This is a genomic window from Candidatus Dependentiae bacterium (assembly GCA_016871815.1).
GTDB lineage: Bacteria > Babelota > Babeliae > Babelales.
Genome location: VHBT01000009.1, coordinates 1 through 20,269 on the forward strand (window position 1 = coordinate 1; position 20,269 = coordinate 20,269).

The window sequence follows — 20,269 nt, forward strand, 5'->3', positions numbered from 1 at the left end:
GCTCAGCAGGTAACGGCAGCTGTTGCAGGAAGAACTGCTGCGGAGCTGGGTGTGGGACTGCAAAGTTTAACGAATGAAAAAATTATAATGATTATGGGGCTTGCTCCAGCTGCAACAGTAACTTTGATTAATGGAGCATTGCCAGCGCCAAGAAAAGCAGAATTATTGGTTTTCGGACTGAATAATGCAACAACGGCTCAGCAGGTAACGGCAGCTGTTGCAGGAAGAACTGCTGCGGAGTTGGGTGCGGGACTGCAGCGTCTGACGAATGAAAAAATTACAATGATTATGGGGCTTGCTCCAGCTGCAACAGTAACTTTGATTAATGGAGCATTGCCAGCAGCAAGAAAAGCAGAATTATTGGTTTTTGGACTGAATAATGCAACAAGCGCTCAGCAGGTAACGGCAGCTCTTGCGGGAAGAACGGCCGCTGAATTAACAACGGCACTCACAAATCAGGTTCTTGGAAATCTTTCAAACGAAACATTATTAACCATTTTTTTAAATACAACCGGAGCAACGTTGACAACCTTAAGAAGCAGAATTCTACCGTCCCGAAATGCAAATTTATTAATTGCTGCAGTAGAAATGACGAATTTACCGTCTTCTGTTGATTATGCCGAAAGAAGACGACTTGCTGAGATTAATGCAACCATAGTGCTTGCAGGACTTGCAGCGCCGGCAATTAGTCAGCTTTTGGAAAATCCAGTTATTTCAGCAGATAAACTGACATTAATTTTAAAAAATGTAGGGGCACCGAATATACAAAAAATTAAAGGCTCTATTCCGGATAAAAAATTAGCTGAGGTGCTGATTGCAGATCTTCTTGCTAAGCATCAAACAACAGGAAGAGATGTTTCAATTACAATTCCTTCAGAAAAAAGATCTTTTGATAGAATTTTGGCAGAGCTTACAAACATAAGAAATTTGATCAATGAAAATAATTTAGACGTGATAAGAAATTTAATAACAGAGGCGCAAGGCGATAGGTATGCTAATTGGAATCAGCTTCTTAATCAGCTCGGATCGTCGCTGGTTATTACCGCAAATCCGTGTAATTATGGCTGCTATGCGGCTAAAATAAATCAATTTAGAGCAAATAAAATAGCTTATTTGTCTGTTTGGCCATTTACATCGATTATGAGAAACGCTCCGAATAATCTAGCGGATTAAATTATTTAGTTCATTAATTAATCCTTCTGGTTCAAAGCGAACGTTCAATTTTTAGAGAGTTCGCTTTGAATTAGATGCAAGATTTTTTTCGCCATAAATTATAAAAAACCAGCCTGTTTTTTTTGTAAAAAATTATTTATTCTGAGAATCGTTCGTGCTTTTCTTTGTGGATGATTTTTTATGTATCGTAAATTTGTACAAAATAAATTGTGGCGAGACAAAGGCCCTGAGATGTTAGCTGGGCAAGGATCATTTGTTGATGCAAAAATATTAACCGATGCTGAATTTGCCTTCGAGCTTAAAAACAAGATTCAAGAAGAAGTTGATGAAGTAAAAGCGGCAAAAAACAAAGAAGAATTGATCGAGGAGTTGGCAGATGTGTTTGAAGTTGCAGCTGCATTTGGCTCTTTGTACCAATTTTCACTGCAGGATATCATGCAAGTGCAAGAAAAAAAGCGTCAAGAGCGTGGTGGTTTTGAGACTCGAACGTTTGTTAAGTATGCGTATCATAAAATAGGCTCTCCCGGAGAGGCATATTGCTTAAAAGAACCAGCAAAATATCCTGAAGTTGAATGTGAGCCGCTGGACTAACTTTTTTTGATGAATCAGTTATCTCATTTGACATTGTGTCAAAAATGTTTAGGATGATGAGGTCTGGACGTTCAGTTCGGGCTTCATGAGTATCGCGGGGTAGAGCAGCCTGGTAGCTCGTTGGGCTCATAACCCAAAGGTCGTTGGTTCAAATCCAGCCCCCGCAACCAAATTTAAAAGTATGTTTATCGTTCCTGATTTATCTTTTTCCCTATTTTCTCTTTTTAATGTTAAGCCTTATGGCCTCATGTTGGTCGTTGGTTTGTGGCTTTTTTCTTGGCATTTTATAGCTTCTGGTTCTCGTCAACTGGCACTTTCGCGATCCGAGCTTTTGGATATTATTTTTGTTGGCTTGTTGGCGGGCGTTCTTGGTGGACGTCTTTTTTATTTGCTGGAATCTGGTTTTTTGTCTTGCGGTGATTTGATTTGCGGTCTTAGTTCCGGTGGGTTATCTGTTCTTGGTGCAATTATTGCGGTTCCTCTTGCACTGTATGGATATGCATGGGCTAAAAAAATTTCATTTTTAAATCTTATGGATCAAATTTGTCTGCATGCACCGCTGTTGGACATGTATGGGCGGATTGGGTGTTTTTTTGCGGGGTGTTGTTTTGGCCTTGAGTGGGATGGCTTTTTTTCAATAGCATATCAGTTCGAATCAAGTGGACAGTTGGTTGGTGTGCCTCTTTTTCCAATACAGCTAGTTGCAGCGTTGCTATTTTCTGTCATGTGGTCCTTTTTTGTTGGTTTTGATCGTGTATTTAGGCAAAAACCTTCAGGCTCCATGTTTATGTTGTATTTATTTTGTGCTTCATTGATTCGATTTGTTTTAGACTTTTGGCGAGGCGACCGGCCTGAAATTTTCTTGTGGGGTTGTACAAAATATCAATTTCTTGGGCTTGGCATAATGCTGTTTTCGGGTACATTTTTAATATACTTATTTGTTTCTGCAAAAAAGAGGTCTTCTTGACGCTATTTGATTGGATTAAGCAGCAGGTTTCGATTATTGATGTTATCGGTCAATATGTGCGCCTTGTTCGCCTGGGGAATTATTTTAAGGCATCGTGCATGTTTCACTCTGAGACCGATGCTTCTTTTACCGTGAGCCCCGATAAGGGGATTTTTTATTGTTTTGGGTGTCATGCAACGGGCGATGTGATTTCGTTTGTCGCAAAAGCTGAGCATCTTACGCAGGTTGAGGCAGTAAAATTAATAGTCGATCGTATGGGGCTTGTTGTTCCAGATGCGCTTAAAAACTCTTTTGTGCAGCACGATGAGGTTGCAAAAAAGGATTATTTTGCGGTGTGTTCTTTTTTTGAAGCGTGGAGCGTTGCTCAGTTTGCAAAATCATCTTTGGCTCAGGAATATTTAAAAAAACGTGGAGTGTCGGCAGAACTTGTTCGTGAATTTCGGTTGGGATATCTTCCTGGTGGGCAAGATTCGTTGCAGTCTTTTATTCGTGCGGCTCATGGTCAGGGGCTTTTGCTTAAGCATTTTATTGATGCGGGATTGTTGGTTCAGTCTTCAACAACTGTTTGTCATTCGCCGTTTGAGGAGCGGATTATTTTTCCAATCTATGATCCTTCAGGTCGTTGCGTGGGTTTTGGAGGAAGGATTTTTAAAGACGGAGACATCCGGCCCAAATATTATAATTCTCGTGAATCAGACTTCTTTTTAAAGCGACAATTGCTTTTTGGATATCACAAGGCAAAAAACTTTTTTATAAAAACCGAACGAGCATTTATCGTAGAAGGATATCTTGATGCCATTATGTTGTATGGCAGTGGCGTGCAGGAAGTTGTAGCGACGCTTGGAACAGCTTGTACACAGGAACATTTAAAGTTGCTTTCGCGGTTTGTGCGTAAGGTATATGTGGTATATGACGGTGATAAGGCTGGTCAAAAAGCTACACTTCGTCTTGCAGAGCATTGTTGGGATGTAAATCTTGAGCTTTTTGTTATTTCTTTGCCGCAAGGAAAGGATCCTGCATCGTTTGTTCAGGATGGGGGAAATGCCTTAACGCTTGTAGAGTCCGCAGCTGATATTTTTACGTTTTTTATTCGAAGCATTGCCATCGATTTTACCAAGAAGACATTAAGTGAAAAAATGGAAATCGGCATGCGAATTGCTTCGGTTATTGGAAGAATTTCAAATCGATTTAAGCAAGATTTACTGGTGCATCAGGCTGCGCGTGCGCTTCAGGTTCAGGAGGTTTCTCTTCGAGAGCTTGTTGCAAAAGCAAAAAGTATGGATGCTCCGCGTGATTCTATGGCGGTAGCACCTGCAGAACCGACTCCCGTTCCAGTAAAAAATAATCAGACAGATGTTTCTGTTGAAAAAGGCTTGCGAGACCTTCAGGAAAAAATAATTGGAGCATTGTTGTGCGATTATAAAAAAAATAATTTTTTAGAGTTGCTTGATCCGCGAGTGGAGCATTTTTTTGATACAGATATAAAAGATGTTCTTGGGCGTATTCGCTCTGGCGAGGCGGTAGGAGAGGACAAATTTAATGCATTTTTGGAGTCACTGGACGAAGAAATTCGCTTGTGGGTTATGAAGGCAGCCATGGGTTTTGAAGGTTCTGTAACAAAAAGTGAATTTTTGGGATTGATAACTCTTTTTTGTAGGTCTTGTTGGCGGGCAATTATCGCAAATATGAAGTCGGGAAGTGTTGATGTTCGTGAATACGAATTGATGAAAGAGATTATTGGTGCAGGTGGGGCGAAGGGTAGTTAGGGTAAAAATTATTCTGGGCTATTAAAAAAAAGAACGCTTAGGTACAATAAACGGATACGATGATACAAATTAATTATGCTACTAACAGCAGGAATGCGGTTTTCTATCTGCAAGATTGTTTGAGTGTGCAAAGGGGATGTAATGAAGAAAAATGAAGCTTCTATTAAAGATTCTGCTCTAAAAAAAACAGCGACATCTGCTGTGGCTAAAAAAGGTACAATAAAATCTTCTGTTGCGCGCCAAGGACAAGATGCCGCGGCTAAGCGTACTCCTGATGCTTCTGCAAAAGATGCTGGGAAGCAAAATAAAGTATTGTTAAAAGATATCGAAAAACACTTAGATGCGTTGATCGAAAAGGGTGTCACGGATGGCGTTTTGACGCTTGAAGATGTTGGTGCGTTTATTCAAAAACATCGACTTGCGGAAGAAGAGGCATCTGAGCTGTTTGTTCATTTAGAGCGAGAAAATATTAACCTTGTTTCTGCGGAAGAGCTTGAGGCAGAGGGTGGCTCTTATGATGTGCTTGGAACAGATGATGACGCCGATGGTTTTGGTGCTGGCTATCAAAAAGCAATCGAAGCAACCATGGATGACCTTGATTCTGGCGAAGATGAAGAAATCAGGGATGAAGAAGAGGCAGCTCCTGAAAAAGAAATAGATAAAATTAGAAGCTTGGTGGAACCTGGCCAGCTTAATGATCCGGTAAAAATGTATCTGCGTGAAATTGGCAGAATTCCATTGTTGAATAAGGTTACCGAAAAAGTTATCGCGGATAAAATTGCCGAAGCAAAGCGCATTTCGCTTGAAGTTATTAGTAATTTTCCATTTGCTACAAAAGAATTATTGGGCATGGTTGATCGTATTAAACGAGATGCTTTGTTCTTGAAAGAATTAATTCAATTTTCTGATTACAACGAAGACAATATGCCAAAGCTCGAAGAAGAGCGTGCAGCATTGCTTGAAAAGATCGATGTTGTTCGAAAGGCTGTAGAGAAAGAAGAACAGATCTATCGCAGCTATAGACCGTTATTGCTCGAGCCTGGTAAGAAAGAAGAGATGTTGCGTACTGTTGAAAAAAACAAACAAGCAATTTCTGAAGCTGTTCGTCAAATTCGCTTCTCAAATCGTCAGATTAAAAAATTTGGTAAACGAATTGAGCGATTTGTTGCAAAAATTCGTGAAAGAGAATCTGAGGTTGCTAAATTTTCAGAGCAACTTGCCTTCTACACAAATATTAAGAATCCAAAACCAGAAGATGTCCTTAAGATCGAAGAGTTGACACAGCTTACTCGTGCTGATGGTAAAATTATCAAAAAAACAGAGGCCGAAGCTGGTATTTCTCGCAACCGTATTATTGCGTTGTATGAGATGTTTTATAAGGCTCAGATTCTTGATAAAAAAACAAAAGATGAGCTTGCAGAAGCAAACTTTAGGCTTGTTGTTAACCTTGCAAAAAAATACATCAATCGCGGACTTCATTTTCTTGATTTGATTCAAGAAGGGAATATTGGTTTGCTCAAGGCGGTTGAAAAATTTGAATTTGAACGAGGATTTAAATTTTCAACATATGCGACCTGGTGGATTCGTCAGGCGATTAACCGTGCAATTGCTGATCAGTCAAGAACGATTCGTGTTCCTGTGCACATGGTAGAAACTCTTACCAAGATCAATAAACTTACTCGAATTGCAATTCAGGAAACGGGTAAAGAGCCGTCATACGCGCAGTTGGCAAAAGAACTTAATATTGATGAAAAGAAGATCAAAAATATTATTAAAATTTCCAAAGAGCCAGTTTCTCTTGAAACCCCGATGGGTGATGGTGATGACACGTATCTGAAAGATTTCTTGCCAGACGAAAATGATTACACCCCGGTTGATGCTGTGGTAAATGATGATCTTAAAGAACGGGTTCGTGAAGTACTCAAAACCCTTGCACCGCGTGAAGAAAAAGTTCTTAAAATGCGATTTGGTATCGATGTGGCGTCTGAGCATACCCTTGAAGAGGTTGGTAAGGATTTTGCCGTTACCCGTGAACGTATTCGTCAGATTGAGGTTAAAGCGCTTCGTAAGTTGCGACATCCTTCTAGAAGCAAAAAACTACGTTCATTCTTTGATAAAGATATAAATCTTCAGCTTGGTGATGGTGATATCGAGGGTGATTCTGACGATTCATTTGATGATGATATTTAAGATATAGGGGTTTTGATGAAAATTCTTCACGTGATATCAAATTTAGGAGTTGGTGGTGCGGAAGTTTTTTTGGAAAACCTTATTTCTGCATGGCCTCATTCAATTGATGAACACGTAATTATATCTTTTCATGGCGGTGAAGTTGCACAACGAATTTCGGCAAAAGGATATGCTGTTCAAGTGCTTTTGACTGATGATAAAAAATCGTTTTTTGATTATTTGGCGGCAGTTAACGTTCTTATAAAATGTATTAATGACCACTCTCCACGAGTGGTCATTTCTGCTTTGTGGTTGGCTAACATCATTGTGCGGGTTGTTTGTTTTTTTAAAAAAATACCATCGGTGTCGATTTTGCATAATAACGCAGATTTTTTAGGTTTTTTTAAAAAAATTGCTGATGTTTTTTCATTAATTCTTTTTGGTGAGCGAGCGGTTGCTGTTTCTTCTTCTGTAAAAAAATCATATGAAAAAACTTTTTTTTGGGGGCGGTTTCTTAAAAATAAAATTGTTGTTATCCAAAATGGGGTTTCCGTTGAGCGATTGCTTGCAGCTGTAAACATGAGACATGTGCAAAAAAATAAACAATTTGTTTTTGGAGCTGTTGGAAGATTAATTCCAAGCAAGGGATTTAAAAATTTAATTTTGGCGTTTGATTTGTTTTTAAAAAAACAATTTCCGCTTCCCGAGGATAAAGAGCTTCGACCAATTTTGTGCATTGTTGGCGATGGGCCAGAGCGCGGTGCGCTTAAAGAGCTCATAGCTGATCTCTCGCTTGAAGCACAGGTCTTATTGTGCGGGCATCAATCCAATGTTGAAAAAATGTATCATGGATTTTCGTCGTATATTTCTTCATCGGTGAGTGAAGGGCAGTCGCTTGCATTGCTCGAAGCGATGACCGTTGGATTACCTGTGGTTGTGACGCATGCATGTGCAGGAGAGCTTTTTAATGAGGATCTTGATGGGGTTGTTTTGAGCTCCAATGAAGTTGTCGAGCTTGCACTTGGCATGATTAAAATGTACGCCCAGTATCATTTGTATGCTGATCATGCAAAAAAACGATCTATTTTCATGAGAGCTTTTTATTCGATTGTCAGGACGGCGCAAGAGTATAGCGAGCTTGTACGTGATTTATTGCGCAGTTTGTAGCCTATTTTTTGTAGCCTATTTGGGTAACTTTTTTTATAAGATTTAAAATGAGGCCTTGCAGGTAGTTGCTTTGAAGAACAATTCCTGAAAGAACTAATAATGAACCAATAATTGTTGGCAAAAAAATCACTAATAATCCGAAAATAATTAAGAAAATACTAAGTTGTTTTTTGATCTGTGGCGGGAGATAAAAATTCATAGACATGGGAAGTTACGGTAGAGGTTTTGAGTGCTATCTTTTGGATAGTATGCTTAAATTTTTTATATTTTTCACTGATTATTTCTGCATTTGTGTCATTTATCTGTGCGAGAATGTGGTTTTGTGAAATTAACGGATGTGAATTTGGTTCGTGTTTTTGGGTTTTGCTAGCGACTTGTTTTTGGGAAATTTGAGCGCTGTAAAAATGGTAACTAAAAAAAGAACACAACAATAAGCAGGCTGGTAGGGTGATTGTCAGGAGTATTTGTCTCATGTTTATCGGCTAATTTACTCGATTTATTTTATTCACACATTAACAACTCTTTGAAGTGACTAACAATACATTTAACTACCAAATATTGGTTTTTGTAATGGTTATTTGGTGATGAAAAAGAAAAATGGGGCAATAAACTGCCCCATTTTTTGTTGGTCTTTGTTTAGTCCGAGATGTTTTTAGTCGTTATTTGATGAATCTTCTTCAGTGTCTGTTTCGACTTCTTCGATTGATTCATCGTTATTACTTGAGGATGTTGTTTTTTCTATCGTATTGCAGGGGGTGCAGATAAAAAAACTTTTGATCCAGTTTATAAATGATGTAGCGTAGTTTTCGATTGATTGAACAAAAGACTCTTCTTTGTACTCTTGCTGAGTACGTGACTGAGTCGTAGGTTGTTCTTGTTTTGTATAGCAGCTGTTATCGCTTGAGCAACATTCATCATATTCATCTTGCAAAAGAGCTGTGTTTTGAACTTTTTTTGAACTTTTTTTCGCTTGTACGTATGGAGCTGCAAGCGCGATAATAAGCATTAATTTAATTAAATTTTTCATAAGAGATTCTTTTTTGGACTAGGGTTGAGATTATTCTTTTTCGGTATTAGTTTGCGCTTCTGTCGAAATTGATGCTTGTTCATCAAGTCCTTTGATTACCCCATCTTCCCATTCTTGAAAGGCCTTGTTGAATTTATTTTGAGACTCTGCCTGGTCAAGCATAACTTTTTGGAGAGCTTCAAATTGTTTAATGGTGATGGTAAATCCTAATTGGTCGTCAGAGGCTTCCGGTTGTGTTGCGGTTGCTTCTTCGGTTTGAGTTTCTTCAGTTGTTTCTGTAGTTTGAGCTTCTTCTTCTGAAAATACAGGGCTAATCGTGACAAAGAGAAATGCGAGCATTCCAATAGATAAGATTTTTGATTGTGTGAATAAAGATTTCATATCTTTTTCCTTCTAAGATAGTGGTTTTTTTGTACCAACCTATTTTTATTGTACAGTGGGTTGATAGTTGGAGTAAATATTTCAGGTGGAAAAGCTTAAGAGTCTCTGGTGTTATTAATTTTTATTCCATGAAGGGTGAGTTGGAATAATATTTGAGCGAATAAGGGTTTCAACAATTTCCAGGGTACACGTCCTAAGATTGAGTTTTTTGTTGGGATATTGATTTGCTTGTACGGAGGTTTCGTTTTCGCTGTCATGTACTGGGGCAAATGATTTAAAAACGATTTGTTTTAAAGCGTTTTCTAAGAAAAAAGCGCCTAATATTTTGCCAAACTCCAGAGGACTATCAAGCTCGTCGAAAACAAAAATTGCAGAATATGTATGAAGAATTCGTAGTAATGGTTCTTTTTTGAGAGGCTTAAGCGTGTGAATGCTTATTGTGGATGCAGAATATCCGTAGGCTTCTAGATTTGTTTTTACAATATGAGCTGCTTCAAGAGCGCTTCCGATACCAATACATGCGATTTGTGATCCCTGGGCGTATGTAAACGGCTCAAAAAGAGCAGGAAGTTCTTTGTTTTTGGGTTCAAGCGAGACTGGTTGTAGTGTATTTAAATGAATATAAAATGGACGTCTGGCTAAAAAAGCAGAAAAAAGAAGTGCGCTGCATTCTTGTTTTGTCGCTGGGGCTAAAATGCTTAAATTGGGAATTGTCTGGGCAAGTGCCAGTTCTGGCCGAAAACTTCCCCATGGTAACGAATTTGACGGTAGGCCTATGATAATTATTTGAAATGTCTTGTATCCAAGATCATTTACGATTTGCTCGTACCATCGGGTTACAAATTGCGGCATTGGAACACACACTATTACCGCTTTATTTTTGTTTAAAAGAGCCATGCATAATGAAAGAACAGTTGTTTCTTTGTGAGAGCTGTCGATAAATCTTGATGGAAAATCGCTTAAGAATTTTTCAAATTCTACATTATGTACGGCGCTTCCTATGCAAACAAGGTGATCGTTTTTATGCATTAAGTCGTAAATAGCGGTAAAAAGTGTAGTGATCATTATGATTTATATTCCTGATGGTGTTTTAAGAGTTTGAAATGCTCATTTTTTGATCCTTTTGTGTCGAAATATAATATGAATTGTTTTTTAAAAACCATTCATATGTTTCTTTTATACCAAGCTTAAAGTCTTTTTGTGGAGGTAAAAAACTTTCAAAAAATGAGTTAGTTATAGTTTGATCAGAGTAACATAATTGAGAAGATTCAATAATATTTGCCGATTCAGAAAGAAGGCTCCATTCGACTTGAGTTGGCTGTAAACAAGTTTCTTCAAACATTTGCACAACATCACGTAGCTTTCTGGAGATTCCAGATCCGGCATTAAATATAAATTGATTATTTGGTGTGTGTTGAGCAATCGCTATGTAAATGTTAACAATGTCTGAAATGTGAATAAAGTCGTACGATGCGTTTGCATAATAATTATTAAAATTTACTGATGTGAGCGTGCTTGAAAACAGCTTTGTAAGAAATGATTGGCTGCTTTGATATAAGCCGTATGGAACAAAAGATCTGACGGTATATATTGGAAGATTAAAGAGGCGAGCTTCTTTGAGGCAATGCATTGTTGCTGCTGCTTTTGCGATTCCATAATGCGACAGAGCTTCTGTTGGCTGTGTTTCAGCAAGTGCAGATGATCGTCTTCCATATTCTTGGTACGAACCAGAATTAATAAAGCACGAAAACCCAACTTGTTTAGCTTGTTGGATTAAAATGAGAAGATTGAAGAAATTTTGATCATAAATTTCATCAATTTCTCCGCTACCGATAGTTTCGCCATGCGAAATAGCCGAAATAATAACTGAAGCTTTTATTTTATTTAGTACATCAAAAACATCTTCTTCATTGGAAAGATCAACGGTATGCATTTTTATAGAAAGCATTACGTCGTGGATTCGCCATAAATTAAGAGAACTTTGCACAATAATATGTACCTCTTTGCCGTCTTTTACGAGTCTGCGAACAAGATGTGCACCAATAAAAGTATCTCCACCAACGATAAGGTACCGCTTCATGCTCCCCGCTCCTTCTGCGTACGTACGTTTGTATTTTTGATAATTTTTTGAGTTTTTTTATTTTGATTCAGTAGGTAGTTTATCGGGGTTTTAGTCTAATGTCATACGATTGATATTATTTAATCGGTTTGATTTTGTATCAAAGACCAGATTGTTTTGGATGTTGGGGTAATTGATCTTGAAGGAGTTTTACGTATAAGCCATCTGCTTTTTGCATTAAATAGTCGTGATGTCCATCCTCAATAATAGTTCCTTTTTCAAAAACCAATATTCGATCCATATGAATGAGTGTTGAAAATTTATGAACAATTATTATTGTTGTTTTTCCTTTTATGAAATTATCTAATGTTTTTTGAATCCGAAATTCAGTAATTCCATCAAGTGAAGCGGTTGCTTCATCGAGTATAATAATTGGCGTGTCTCGTATAAAAATCCTTGCAAGAATGATTCGTTGAGCTTGTCCATGAGAGAGACTTATATCGTGCTCACCAATAATTGTTTCGTATCCGAATGGGAGTTTTACAATAAATGAATGAGCTTCAGCTTTTTTTGCAGCTTTAATTATTTCTTCGTCTGATGCATTAAGTTTTCCATACCCAATATTTTCTTTGATACTTCGGTGAAATAAGAAGGGGGATTGTGGAACAACGCTGATTGCCCCATGAAGAGATTCTTGAGTGACCGAAGAAACATCTTGCCCATCGATGGAAATCGTTCCTTGTTGAGGATCAAAAAGTCTTGCAAGTAGATTTACAAAGGTTGTTTTTCCAGATCCAGACGGTCCAACAAGGCCGATCTTTTCGCCGCCAGTTATTTTGAGGGACTGATTTTTAAAGATAGGTTTTTTGGGGTCATAGCCAAAGGTGATTTGGTTTACTTCAATTGATCCATTTGTGATGATCAAATTATTTTGACCGGTAGGACGTAGGGCTGTAAATGTTGCCGAAATGAGAGATAATGATTCATTACATGCACCAATAAGTTGAGCAAATCGTGAAATGTCTGAGGTAAATGAGCTTGAATAGCTGACGATTGTTTGACTAAGAGTAAGAACAAGTGCGCAGTCTCCGATGGTAATAGCCTCTATTTTTTGAAGTTTAAAGAGAAGCCAAATAACACTTGCCGTGAATGAAACCCATACAATGTCTTGAAAAAAACGTACACAAAAAGAAAACCGCTGAAGAGATTTTTCTTCAGCGGCTGAATTTCTTAAATAACTGTTGAGCGTCTGGCTTTCATATGCTTGTCGAGAGAAAAAGCGTATACATGGATTGTTTGTTATGCAATCTGCAAGCCGTTCTAGTACAATCATTCGATTAGTGGTAAAAGATTTTGATTTTTTTTCTATATGTTGTTGAAGAAACAAGCTTCCTGCAACATAGAAAGCAAACCATACTACGAGTAAAAGGGCTATCCACTTATGAATTAACGCCAGGGTAAATCCAGAGAATAAAATGAGGCATGAGGTGTACAAAAGTGACTCTGAAATCAAAATAATAATTTGTTCTACGTTTGTCGCCATCTCTGAGATTCGATGTGAGGCTCCGCCCGAAGAATCTGCATTAGTTTTAAAATTACCGTTAAAAAGCAGATGGGTAGACATTTCTTTGATGATAGAAGCCTTTAGGTCGGCATTTGTTGTGTATAAAAAAAAGCTACTTAGTCGCCAGCAGAGGTTTTCGATTCCGTTCCAGAGAAAATAAATACCAATAAGGGCAAGTGGAGAAAATGTTGGTGGAAGCTTTTCATTGAGCGCATTAAAAGAATCAATAATAATTTTGAGTATGTAGCCGTCGATCGATGGGGCAATACTCGAAAAAAGAATAAACATGTTTCCAAGACTGTATTTATCTATGTTCGCTTTCAAAAACCGCCAAATAAAGGCTGGTAGTGTGTGCGGTAGATCGTGTTTTCTCATCAGTGAAAAACTTTCTAGTCTTGTGCGTAAAACGCATTCGGAATGTATTCAAACTCTACAGCATTTTCTTGTGGGTAAACAAATACTACATCGAATCTGAAAATAATGTTTGTTAAATTCGATTGTTCTTGAATGTACTGCCGTGCGGCAAGAGAAATTTTGCGCTGTTTATCGCGAGTGATAAGTAAAGAAGAGTGAAAATAAGCTGTTTTTCGGGTTTTGACTTCTACAAATGCGATGAGATTATCTTGCTGGGCGATAATATCTATTTCGCCGCGCGAAGTTTTGTAGTTTTGGCAAAGAATCGAAAAGCCCTGTTTTTGTAAAAACAGGGCGGCAGAATTTTCACCCGATGTACCAGTTTGCAGATGAGCTGCTTTTGATTTGGTACTCATGCACGATATTTGATTTGACTGGAAGCCATTTTGACTGCAGTTGATTCAGGGTACAAAGATTGTAAGTTGTCATAAATTATTCGGGCAGAATCGGTGTTGTTTTCTGCTTTTGCTAACTTAAATTCAAGAAACAGGCATTGTGATTTTACATCATCGGATGCGTCTTTGTATTTTTCTTTCATAACATCAAGGCGTGATTTTGCAGAAGGCAATTTGCCTTGCGCTAGGTAGGTGTTAAATACGTATATATCTTTGTTCACCAGCCTATTTTCACATGTTTTTAAGATGTCTTGCACTGATCCTTCGTGTGTTTTAAAAAAGGGCTGTTTAAGATATTCCTTGCACAACTTGATGGTTTTTAATGTTGCAGAGCTGTCGCATTCTTGTCGCATTTCGATTGTTTGTTTGTACTTTGCATCAAGAGCCATAAACGCAACGCTTTCGGTGTTGATGTCGCTTGGGTAGAGTTTTGTATAGTCACGATAAATTCGATACGCCAGCGGATATTCATTCATGTCCGAATATAATTTTCCAAGTTCCATTCGCCATGTTTTGCTGTTTTGATTGTCTGTGTGTTGAATAACCATTTGTTGAAGTATCGATGCTTCAACTTCATAGTTTTTCATCTCAGCAGCAGCAAGACGCTTTTTTTCGAGTTCTTCCAGTGCCATAGATTTTCGATTTTGAACGAGTTCTTTTCCGCCTTTTTTTTCAATACATCCGCTTGCGCCAAGAAGTAAGAGTGAGAGCAGTCCTAGGTTGATATATGAATTTGTAAATATCATGACATTTTTCCTTAGGTAAAAACCTTTTTGTTTAGTCTAAAAACATTTTAAATCTTTACAAGCGCAATCCAGCCGTTAGCTGTTTGAGTCATAAATGACTCTTGGTTGCCTTTCAAGATTTCAACATTCTCTGCCTGGCTTACACCCGCGATAATTGTTTTGTGAGTGTCTTTTAGCTGTAGATATTCTGCTTCAGAGACTACAACCGTCAGATTGTTCAGTGGTGTTTTAAGTGAGAGAGAATGTTCGCTTTTGAGCTTTCTAACGGCACCAACTACAGCAACAACGATGTCGATACTTGTGGTAATTTCGCCTACAACATATCCGGTGAGTTGTGATTCTTGCCAGGTGTGATTATGGATTGATGGGATGTTTTCTGTTGCGCGGAATAATTCTTGATAGAGCGAGTCGGTAACGTGCGGGATAATTGGTGCAAACATTTTGAGCATATGCAGGCCAACCACGTAGAGAGTCTTTTTTGTTTCTGCAAGAAGTTCAGTTGAATAATTTTCAGGTTTCCAGAAGCGATTTTTTACTAGCTCGAGATAGTTGTCGCAATAAATGTTCCACAAAAATTTTTCTGCAACTTCAAGTGCATGGTGATAGTCGTAGACGTCAAATGCTTTGACATACTCTTGGTACGTTGAGCATAAGTTTTGGAGTAACCAGTAATTGAGCGGATCTTGTGCATTTACATTTTCAATCGAGCATGATGCGCCCACAAGATGTTCTTGGCTAAACTTGAATGCGTTCCAAAGCTTGGTAACTAAGCGGCGGCCAATTTTGAGTTGATCTTCGTTAAACAAAATATCGGTTCCAAGTTTTCCGCTTGCAGCCCAATATCTAATTGCATCAGAGGAATAGGTTGCCATGAGGTTAATTGGGTCAAGAAGAGCATTTCCTTTTGATTTGGAAAATTTTTCACCTTTACCGGCAAGTGCATGCCCAGAAATGACAATTTCATTCCATGGAATTGTGCCATGATGGTAATGCGATTTTACAATTGTGCCAAAAGCCCAGGTACGAATAATATCGTGAGCTTGCGGACGCATGCTCATTGGCAATGAAATAGGGTGATTTTTTGGCCACTGAGCATTGATTTCCGGACATGACGCAGACGTTGCCCAGGTATCCATGACATCGCTTTCGCCTTTCAAGTTAGCAGATGAGCACGCAGGACAGGTCTTTCCAGGATAAGCTTTTTCTTGTGGGTCGATAGGAAGCATGTCTGCAGTTGCAACAATAATATGTTTGCAATCTTGGCAGTGCCAGACAGGAAATGGAACACCAAAGAAACGTTGTCTTGAGATACACCAATCCCATGAAAGGTTTGTTACCCAGTCGATGTAGCGAGCCTTCATGAATGCTGGTTTCCATTCGATTTCATCGGCGCGCTGTAAAAATTCTTGTTTGTGCGAAAGTAGTTCAATAAACCATTGGTTGAGTACGATGTATTCGATTTCTTTTTTGCAGCGTTCGTCAACTTGCACACGATGCATGATTTTTTTTTGTTCAGTGATGCAGCCAGCTTCTTTGAGGAGTTCTAAAATTTTAGCGCGAGCATCATGAACCTTAAGTCCAGCCAATGGGCCGGTAATTTCGGTCCATTTGCCATCAAATCCTACGCTTTGAATAAATGGTAATTTGTGTTCTTTAAACCACAGGATATCGGTTTGATCTCCAAAGGTGCAGCACATTACAAGGCCGGTTCCTTTTTCGATATCAACGTGTGTTGAGGGCAAAATGGGCACTTCTTTTCCATAAATTGGCGAGATGGCATTTTTACCCGCAAGATGTTGGTATCTGGAGTCTTCTGGGTTGTAAAAAACAGCTACGCATGAGGCGAGTAATTCTGGGCGAGTTGTTGCGATGTGCAGATCTTGTCCTGAGGTTGTTTTAAAGATGATGGTCGAAAACAGCGTTTCAACTTCAATTGATTCTAATAAAATTTGTGCAATTGTTGTTTGGCACGAGGTGCAATAAAGCGCCGGCTCGAATTTTCGGTAAATATGGCCGTTGTTGTACAAATCGACGAATGAATACTGTGAAACTCTGGTAGCTTCGGGCGAAATGGTAGAGTAGGTGTGTTCCCAATTTATCGAAAGTCCCATGCGCATCCAAATGTCTTTGAATGTGGTGTGTGCGGCAGCAGTTTCCTGCAAGCAGAGTTTAATAAAATCTGCACGGCCCATGCGTCGACCGCTGACGTTATTTTTTTTCTCAACGTACAGTTCGGTGGGCAGGCCATTGTCGTCGTATCCCATGGGATAAAAAACGTTTTTGCCTTGCATTCTGCGAAAGCGAGCAATGAGATCGGTTTGGGTGTACGAGAAAATATGACCGATGTGAAGTTTGCCAGAAATGGTAGGTGGCGGAGTATCGATCGTAAATTGATTATCTTTTTGTTCTGGGTCGAAATGATATATTTTTTCTTGTTCCCAGAGTTTTTGGATCGCAAGTTCGGCTTGCAGTTCGTTGTATTTGTTTGTATCCATGCAGATACTTCCTCTTTTCATCTTAGTGTACGTTTTTTGTATGTAGGGTAGTGTATCACATGCTTGAGCAACTGCAAAAAAAGGGTTGAATTGCGCGCGGCAAGACAACCCTTTTGAGTGCTAAAAATAGTATGTTTTTATCTTCTTGGGGTTTCTGGACTGGTAAGTAAACCTAAAAAAGCATTTAAATCGATAACGATTGCAGAAATGTTATCTGTCGAGCCTTCTTGAAAAGCCCTCCAGCATAAATATTGTGCGGGGTTATAGGCAAGATATTTCTCTTCTGTTAAAAAATTGACGATTTCCTGACTTTTTAATGTTGAGCCATACACATCTGCAACGCCATCTGAATACATAAAAATAGTATCACAATCGGTTAATGGAAATTCTTGAATATCGGGAATAACAGAAACTGGCGTATCTTTGTTTGAAGGGTTATAGGTTGTTTTTAAATCAAAATCACCAAAGGAGCGAGCGACGTTTAATGATCCCCCAATTCTCCCGGATATGACATAGCTTCCGGCATCTTCAACGCGTTTTATTTCACAATTTTCGTCGTGAGTTGTGTCGTTGCAAGAAGGTAAGCACTTGAGATCATGGTCTTTTGTTTCAAGGATAATCCTACCATCTTTTACAGCAAGAGCGGAGGAATCACCAAGGTTTATAAACCATCCTTGGTTGGTTGCGATGTTTGCAACAAAAACAACTGCAGTTGAACCAGCAAAACAATCGTAAGAATTGTTAAAATACTTATAGCGGGGCGCCTTTTTTATTTCTTCATCAATTTTCTTATAAAGTAGATTGATGGATTCTTGTTTGACCTTACCATCTTCTTTCACTTTTGTTAGAAGCTGTCCGAGAAAGTTGCTTTCTCCGGTAAGTCCGCGTGAAACCATGTTTCCGGCATGGCCATCAAACACCGCAAAAGCTACCCAGTTTTCATCTCTGAGAAAGGCGATAGAATCTTGCTGGTCATCGCCATATCGAAGGCCATTCATTTGGAAGGCCGCAACAGCTCGGCCAAATTCTGTGGTAACCGTTTCAAATGAGGCCATGGATTGGCAGACACTTTTTTTGCGTGAGTCCTCTGAGGGGTTATAATGATAATTGGTCGGGAGAATAAATTTTTCTGCTGTCATTTCAGCCCATGGAGTTTTGTTGGCTTTGGTTTTATTAAAAACCATTTGTTTGCGTGAGTTACCCTTTAGCACTGCTATTGGCATGACAGAAATACCAACAACCAATCCGGTTACTCCTAATTTTTTAGCAAGTGACCATGAACTGTCAGCCGCTTGCGCACTCGCATCAACCAATGGCGCAACCCACGCAGGACACTCGGCCACAGAATAAACCACAACTTCATGCATGCCTTTTGCGTCAATCGAAAGCTGAATTACAACTGAATCAAGCTCGGTTTCTGCAGCAACAGCCAGAACTGCAGGTTGTTTTGCTGCAAAAAGCAATCTCAGCTCGCGGGCAAGCTTACTTTCGTTATTTTTTACGCGTTGTACTAAATCATCTTTTTTGGTAAAAACCTTCAACCAGCGAATTTCTTCCGCTGAGACGGTCATTTTTTTTTGTACCAACGATGCTACATCGCCAGTCACGTGCACTGTTTGGACTTGTTTGGTAGAAAGCGCTGTCGTTTGCGCTCCGGGAACCAGTAACACCGGTTGTCCAATAACATTTGATGCCAAAAGAAGCATCAAACAAATCATTTTTATTTTTGTATTCATAAAAAACCCATTTTTAATCTTTTTTAAGATTCTTTAAGTCTAAAAGACAAGTATGACTTGAGCGAAAAACTATAATAAAAGAATAATTTTATGGTTTTTTTGAAAAAATTTATCCATACGGTGATTTTATTTGAAACTGTTCATTAAGCATGAGTTTTTTGAGGGAGTGGCATTTTCTTGGTATGCTTTGTTTATAAAAAAGCATTTGTAGGGTTTTGGTATGAATTTAAAATTATCGAATACGATTTCGCGCAAAAAAGAGCCGTTTGTGGCTCAGTCTTTGACTTATGTTACGATGTATGTCTGCGGCATAACGCCATACAGTTACTCGCACATTGGTCATGCGCGGGTGTATGTAACCTTTGATATCTTGCATAGATTACTTAAGGTTTTAGGAAAAAAGGTTACGTATATCAGGAATTTTACTGATATTGACGATAAGATTTTAGATCGTATTCCGCTTCCGCATACCCAGATCGAAGAAAAAATTACGCAATTTGTGCAGCCATTTATTGCCGATTTTCATTCAGGGTTGCAAAAACTTAATTGTTTGCCGGTGAGTCATGAGCCGCGGGTTACCCAGACGATTCCAGAAATTATTGAGTTAGTTGAGCAATTAATAGCCAAAAAACATGCTTATGTGGTGGGCAATGATGTTTACTATGACATTGCATCGTTTTCTGCGTATGGAAAATTGTCGGGTCATCCGCTTGAAAATCTTTTAGCTGGTTCACGGGTTGATGTTGCCGATGGCAAAAAAAATCCGGGAGATTTTGCTTTGTGGAAAGGGAACAGTGATGGTCTTTACTGGAGTTCACCCTGGGGGTATGGCAGGCCGGGATGGCATATTGAATGTTCTGCGATGGTTGGTAAATATGCCAAAACATTAGATATTCATGGTGGAGGCGCAGATTTGATGTTTCCGCATCACGAAAATGAGTGTGCGCAGTCTGAGGCTGGATTTGGGTATCCACTAGCATCTTATTGGATGCACGTTGAATTTTTGTTGATGAATAAAGAAAAAATGTCGAAAAGTCTGGGAAATGTACTATTGATGAAAGATGTTTTAGAGAAAAATAAACCGATGGCCTTTCGCTTCTTGATGTTGCAGCATGGGTACAATAAGCCTTTGAGTTATTCGGATGACGATCTTGCGGCAGCAGAGAAAGCTTTTGATAGGCTGAATGATTTGTTCTGGCGAGTGGAATCGATCAGTGATATTGATTTTATGCAGGCGGTACTTGAGCAAGATATACCATTTATTTCACAGGCTTTTGCGGCAATAGAAGATGATTTGGGGTCAGCAAAAGCTATTGCGTTAATTTTTGAGCATATTTCAGAGATAAAAAATTCACCAGAAGCAAGAAAACTAACCAAAGCGTTGTGTGAGCAGGTCCTAGGCTTGAAATTTGAAGAGCCCAAAGAACAAGAAATTTCGGACGAAATAAAAACGCTTATTGAACAGCGAGAAATTGCGCGAAAAGAAAAAAATTGGGTACAGGCAGATCAGATTCGAGCTCAATTAGTAGCTCTTGGGTATGATGTTAAAGATAAAAAATTATAGTGTTTTAAAGTAAAAAGCGGGCATTCTTTGCCCGCTTTTTTTGTAATTTGTTTTT

The 20,269-nt window shown here is 38.8% G+C and carries 16 protein-coding genes and 1 tRNA gene; 7 read left to right on the forward strand and 10 right to left on the reverse strand.

Annotated elements, in window-relative coordinates; all coding sequences use genetic code 11:
- The first annotated feature begins 1,353 nt into the window (after positions 1 to 1,353).
- The 6 genes from FJ366_02310 (at position 1,354) to FJ366_02335 (ending at position 7,833) form a co-directional block, all read left to right on the forward strand.
- Complete coding sequence (locus FJ366_02310) at positions 1,354 to 1,764, forward strand: phosphoribosyl-ATP pyrophosphohydrolase (GenBank protein MBM3894406.1); 411 nt, start codon at positions 1,354 to 1,356, stop codon at positions 1,762 to 1,764.
- Between the two features lie 93 nt (positions 1,765 to 1,857).
- Positions 1,858 to 1,934 (forward strand) — tRNA-Met (locus FJ366_02315).
- Positions 1,935 to 1,945: 11 nt separating this feature from the next.
- Positions 1,946 to 2,731: a prolipoprotein diacylglyceryl transferase gene (locus tag FJ366_02320; protein MBM3894407.1), complete on the forward strand. Its 786-nt coding sequence runs from the start codon at positions 1,946 to 1,948 to the stop codon at positions 2,729 to 2,731.
- Positions 2,629 to 4,497 (forward strand): DNA primase, encoded by a 1,869-nt coding sequence (dnaG, locus tag FJ366_02325; GenBank protein ID MBM3894408.1) that lies wholly within the window; start codon positions 2,629 to 2,631, stop codon positions 4,495 to 4,497. Before FJ366_02320 ends, dnaG begins: the two co-directional genes overlap by 103 nt.
- Before the next feature lie 141 nt (positions 4,498 to 4,638).
- Positions 4,639 to 6,687 (forward strand): RNA polymerase sigma factor RpoD, encoded by a 2,049-nt coding sequence (gene rpoD / locus FJ366_02330; protein ID MBM3894409.1) that lies wholly within the window; start codon positions 4,639 to 4,641, stop codon positions 6,685 to 6,687.
- A 15-nt stretch (positions 6,688 to 6,702) separates the two neighbouring features.
- Positions 6,703 to 7,833 (forward strand): glycosyltransferase, encoded by a 1,131-nt coding sequence (locus tag FJ366_02335; protein MBM3894410.1) that lies wholly within the window; start codon positions 6,703 to 6,705, stop codon positions 7,831 to 7,833.
- 1 nt (position 7,834) lies between these two features.
- Here the strand turns inward: FJ366_02335 and FJ366_02340 are convergent, their stop codons facing one another.
- The 10 genes from FJ366_02340 to FJ366_02385 all read right to left on the reverse strand — a co-directional run bounded on the left by FJ366_02340 (position 7,835) and on the right by FJ366_02385 (position 18,650).
- A complete protein-coding gene (locus FJ366_02340) occupies positions 7,835 to 8,038 on the reverse strand; it encodes a hypothetical protein (protein MBM3894411.1) in 204 nt (67 codons plus the stop codon).
- 447 nt (positions 8,039 to 8,485) lie between these two features.
- The gene (locus FJ366_02345; protein ID MBM3894412.1) at positions 8,486 to 8,860 is read right to left on the reverse strand and encodes a hypothetical protein; all 375 of its coding nucleotides are present in this window, start codon (positions 8,858 to 8,860) and stop codon (positions 8,486 to 8,488) included.
- Positions 8,861 to 8,890: 30 nt separating this feature from the next.
- Entirely contained in the window at positions 8,891 to 9,241 is a 351-nt protein-coding gene (locus FJ366_02350) for a hypothetical protein (GenBank protein ID MBM3894413.1), read from the reverse strand.
- Positions 9,242 to 9,355: 114 nt separating this feature from the next.
- Positions 9,356 to 10,306: a hypothetical protein gene (locus tag FJ366_02355; protein MBM3894414.1), complete on the reverse strand. Its 951-nt coding sequence runs from the start codon at positions 10,304 to 10,306 to the stop codon at positions 9,356 to 9,358.
- A gap of 25 nt (positions 10,307 to 10,331) precedes the next feature.
- Complete coding sequence (locus FJ366_02360; protein MBM3894415.1) at positions 10,332 to 11,321, reverse strand: NAD(P)-dependent oxidoreductase; 990 nt, start codon at positions 11,319 to 11,321, stop codon at positions 10,332 to 10,334.
- A gap of 139 nt (positions 11,322 to 11,460) precedes the next feature.
- Positions 11,461 to 13,239, reverse strand: a complete 1,779-nt coding sequence (locus FJ366_02365) for an ABC transporter ATP-binding protein (GenBank protein ID MBM3894416.1) — start codon at positions 13,237 to 13,239, stop codon at positions 11,461 to 11,463.
- Between the two features lie 14 nt (positions 13,240 to 13,253).
- Positions 13,254 to 13,634, reverse strand: a complete 381-nt coding sequence (locus tag FJ366_02370) for a YraN family protein (GenBank protein ID MBM3894417.1) — start codon at positions 13,632 to 13,634, stop codon at positions 13,254 to 13,256.
- Positions 13,631 to 14,419 (reverse strand): outer membrane protein assembly factor BamD, encoded by a 789-nt coding sequence (bamD, locus tag FJ366_02375; protein MBM3894418.1) that lies wholly within the window; start codon positions 14,417 to 14,419, stop codon positions 13,631 to 13,633. The genes FJ366_02370 and bamD overlap by 4 nt, the downstream gene beginning before the upstream one ends.
- 47 nt (positions 14,420 to 14,466) lie before the next feature.
- A complete protein-coding gene (locus FJ366_02380; GenBank protein MBM3894419.1) occupies positions 14,467 to 16,935 on the reverse strand; it encodes a valine--tRNA ligase in 2,469 nt (822 codons plus the stop codon).
- A gap of 116 nt (positions 16,936 to 17,051) precedes the next feature.
- Positions 17,052 to 18,650: a protein serine/threonine phosphatase 2C family protein gene (locus FJ366_02385; protein ID MBM3894420.1), complete on the reverse strand. Its 1,599-nt coding sequence runs from the start codon at positions 18,648 to 18,650 to the stop codon at positions 17,052 to 17,054.
- A gap of 220 nt (positions 18,651 to 18,870) precedes the next feature.
- On the opposite strand from FJ366_02385, the gene FJ366_02390 reads away from it, so the two are divergent.
- Entirely contained in the window at positions 18,871 to 20,214 is a 1,344-nt protein-coding gene (locus FJ366_02390; GenBank protein ID MBM3894421.1) for a cysteine--tRNA ligase, read from the forward strand.
- The last annotated feature ends 55 nt before the right edge of the window (positions 20,215 to 20,269 follow it).